Origin of the sequence: uncultured Gemella sp., from assembly GCF_963515875.1 — a bacterium.
Taxonomy (GTDB): Bacteria; Bacillota; Bacilli; order Staphylococcales; family Gemellaceae; genus Gemella.
On the sequence record NZ_CAUPZX010000074.1, the window covers coordinates 1 to 3,438 of the forward strand.

A 3,438-nucleotide genomic window follows, 5' to 3' on the forward strand; every position below is an offset into this window, starting at 1 on the left:
TGGAATTAGCGCAATATTTTCTGCAACTGTAAGATTCGGAAATAGTGCAATTTGTTGCAAAACATAGCCAGTTTTAAGTCTCAACTCTCTTAAATCATAGTCTTTTAGCCGTTTATCTTCAAAATAAATATCACCGTCTGATTGTTCTATCAGCCTATTTATTAATTTTAAAGTTGTCGTTTTTCCACTACCACTTGGTCCTACAAGAACAAAAAATTCTCCTTCTTCTATTTCGAAACTTAATCTATCAAGTATCAAGCCATTTGTAGAACAACATAATGATACGTTTTTATATTCTATCATTTTTATACCTTCTTCCTTATTTCTTCATAATCACAAAACTTTCAATTTTTTCAACTACTTATCTTTATACTATCATGAAGTTAATCTAATAAACAAGTATGCACTATACAATATATTAGTTACTTTTGGGTTACTTTAAACTATCAAAGCAATAAAACTACCTCATTTGAAATTTTATTATCTAATCTAGAATAAGCAATCTTTAATAAATTTTTTAATTTAGTTTTCCCTATATATATTATTCTAACCTTTAAATCTACAACTGTCAACATTTTAAGTTTCACAAATATAGATAACCTATATATGCTTTATAGATTAATAAAAATAGAAGTGTCTCAGCAAAATCGATTTCTTCAAAATCACGATTTTTGAGCCACTTCCACTAAGTGATAAATTAACTTGATGTTCTTACATCGCTCTTCATTTATGTTTTCCGATCCTTGTTTTGTATCACTAAGATATTTTTGGATTTCATTATAAATATTGTTCAAAGCCCTCAACATTTAGGTTTAATTATGTCGCTGCAATTTCTGGAGAAATATGACCTTTTTTCATTAAAGTAATGACAGCTTGTTCCACTCCTTCTGCACGTCCTCGTTCTATTGCCTGTGCCATTCCGTATTCTATTTCTTCTTCACGTGCATATGCGTACGTCGCCCATTGATGATCTAATTGCCTTATTCTTTCATCATACATATATTTACATCTCCTGCAAATAAGATTCGAACTCTTGCTCTGTTATGTTTAGCTTTTTCGCTCCTACTTCTTTTGCTATAATTCCTTCTTTTACTAAGTTTACTATTGTACCTATTTTCCCTTGTTGCATTCCTTGTTCCATTCCTCGTTGCATACCATATTCTATTCCTTCTTCACGTGCATATGCGTATGTCGCCCATTGATGATCTAATTGTCTTGTTCTTTCATCATACATATCTTTTTCCTCCTTAGTCCAGTTTCTAACATTAAGTAAATCATCGGCTTGATCAATTACTTCACCAGGTTCACTTGTGTACTTCTTGTTGCCGAAAAATTCTAACCAGCGAACTTTATTATAACTTTCTTTTAATTCTGGTTTGTATTTTTTAAGTTCTAAAAATACGATTTTTAATAACGGCATCTCTTTTATGTCATTGTCTACATACATTTTCAGCTCGGTGTTTCTTGTTTCTTCTTTGATTAAAAAAGTACTTATAGGATCATCACCTTCAAAGTAGTTTCTATCGACTATTGCAGCTACATAAACTGGTGGTAGTTTTTTATAAATAGCGTGTCTTTCTTCTTCGTTTTGTTTTAACCTTTCGATATTGTCATTAACCTGTTTGCATAGGTAAGCCCAGATGCGATTCATAAAGAATGCCTGCTTAGCTAATTGCACTTCGATTATAACTTGTGCGTGGTTATCTAGTTCAACAAGTATATCAACAGCTATATTAAAATCATCTTCTACATTACTATTAGCTCGAAATATTTTATCGCCACCAATTAGTTTTGCGCTTTTTGCCGGTAGATCGAAAATATCTTGTACAAATTGCAATGCTACTGCTTCATTACAAAATACCTTTTTAACAACTAAATCATATATTGGTTTGATGTTTTTATGTCGCTCTTCCATATTTTTTTCACTCCTTATTTTTTAATTATATTATTTTTATATTTTACTTTCTTCCCTATTCTTAACTTTATTATACTAGAAAAAAAATATTTTTTCTAATGATATCAACGTTTTACGCGAAGTTCAAACACAAAAAATCCAAGAACTGAATCGTTTGATTCTTTCTTGGATTTCTTGCTCTTCTCAGCTATCTAAATAGATAATGTTAAAGATTTATTCTCGATGATTTAGCAATTTCTACTCTTCATCTTCTCTACGTCTTTTGGCAACAGCTAGCAGACTTCCTAACATAGCTAATCCTAATCCTGCTAAACCTGTATTTGTTTCAGATTCACCGGTATTTGCTAATCGTTTTGTAGATTTATTAGCTGTTGGATTTTCTTTGTTATCTGATGATTTTTGTTGTAGCTCACCTTTTTCAGATGTTTTAATCTTCGCTGGTGTTATTACCAACGGTACTTCTACTGTTGGTTTACCTGGTTCTGTAATCTTAGCTATTCCTGGTACTTTTCCTTCTGGTAAATCACTATTTGGTACTTTACCTTTTCCGTCTTGTCCAATTATTACGACAATCGGTGTTCCGTTCTTACCTGGAATTTCTACCTTCGTTCCTGGTGGGTATGTTGTTCCATCTGGTTTCTTAGGTGTTACAGTTACATCCCCTGTACTTGGATCTTGTTCTAACTCTACTGTTGGAGTAAGTTTCGCTGGTGTTGTTACAACTGGTACTTCTACTGTTGGTTTACCTGGTTCTGTAATCTTAGCTACTCCTGGTACTTTTCCTTCTGGTAAATCACTATTTGGTACTTTACCTTTTCCGTCTTGTCCAATTATTACGACAATCGGTGTTCCGTTCTTACCTGGAATTTCTACCTTCGTTCCTGGTGGGTATGTTGTTCCATCTGGTTTCTTAGGTGTTACAGTTACGTCCCCTGTGTTTGGATCTTGTTCCAACTCTACTGTTGGTGTAAGTTTCGCTGGTGTTGTTACCACCGGTACTTCTTCAGTTGGTTTTCCTGATTCTGTAATCTTAGCCACTCCTGGTACTTTTCCTTCTGGTAAATCACTGTTTGGTACTTTACCTTTTCCGTCTTGTCCAATTATTACGACAATCGGTGTTCCATTCTTACCTGGAATTTCTACCTTCGTTCCTGGTGGGTATGTTGACCCGTCTGGTTTCTTAGGTGTTACTGTTACATCTCCTGTACTTGGATCTTGTTCTAACTCTACTGTTGGAGTCTTACGTGCTGGCGTTGTTACATCAACTGGTTTAGATGGTCTCTTATTCGGTTCTGTTACTGTTCCTTTTCCTGGTAAATCTCCTTTTGGAAGTTTGTCGTTTGGCACTTCACCTGATCCATTATCTCCGATAGTAACCTCGATTGGAGTATTATTATCACCTGGGATAACTACCTTCGTTCCTGGTGGGTATGTTGTTCCATCTGGTTTCTTAGGTGTTACTACAGCGTCTCCATTTGGTTTTCTTGTAATTTCAATTTCACCTGGTTGTTCTGTTTGAGGTG

4 protein-coding genes are annotated in these 3,438 nt (G+C 34.2%); all 4 read right to left on the reverse strand.

Translation table 11 applies throughout. The features are described 5' to 3' along the window. A partial coding sequence (locus RWL85_RS08480; RefSeq protein WP_314087122.1) for an ATP-binding cassette domain-containing protein occupies positions 1–303 on the reverse strand: 303 nt, incomplete at its 3' end. 513 nt (positions 304–816) lie between these two features. Further along, positions 817–999, reverse strand: a complete 183-nt coding sequence (locus tag RWL85_RS08485) for a hypothetical protein (RefSeq protein ID WP_314087125.1) — start codon at positions 997–999, stop codon at positions 817–819. A gap of 4 nt (positions 1,000–1,003) precedes the next feature. After that, positions 1,004–1,915: an Rpn family recombination-promoting nuclease/putative transposase gene (locus RWL85_RS08490; protein WP_314087128.1), complete on the reverse strand. Its 912-nt coding sequence runs from the start codon at positions 1,913–1,915 to the stop codon at positions 1,004–1,006. 237 nt (positions 1,916–2,152) lie between these two features. After that, a partial coding sequence (locus RWL85_RS08495; RefSeq protein ID WP_314087131.1) for an LPXTG cell wall anchor domain-containing protein occupies positions 2,153–3,438 on the reverse strand: 1,286 nt, incomplete at its 5' end.

Bases quoted from the DNA above. Each gene is read 5' to 3' on its own strand.
- RWL85_RS08490 (WP_314087128.1), bottom strand. From the start codon at position 1,915: ATGGAAGAGCGACATAAAAACATCAAACCAATATATGATTTAGTTGTT.
- RWL85_RS08485 (WP_314087125.1), bottom strand. From the start codon at position 999: ATGTATGATGAAAGAATAAGGCAATTAGATCATCAATGGGCGACGTAC.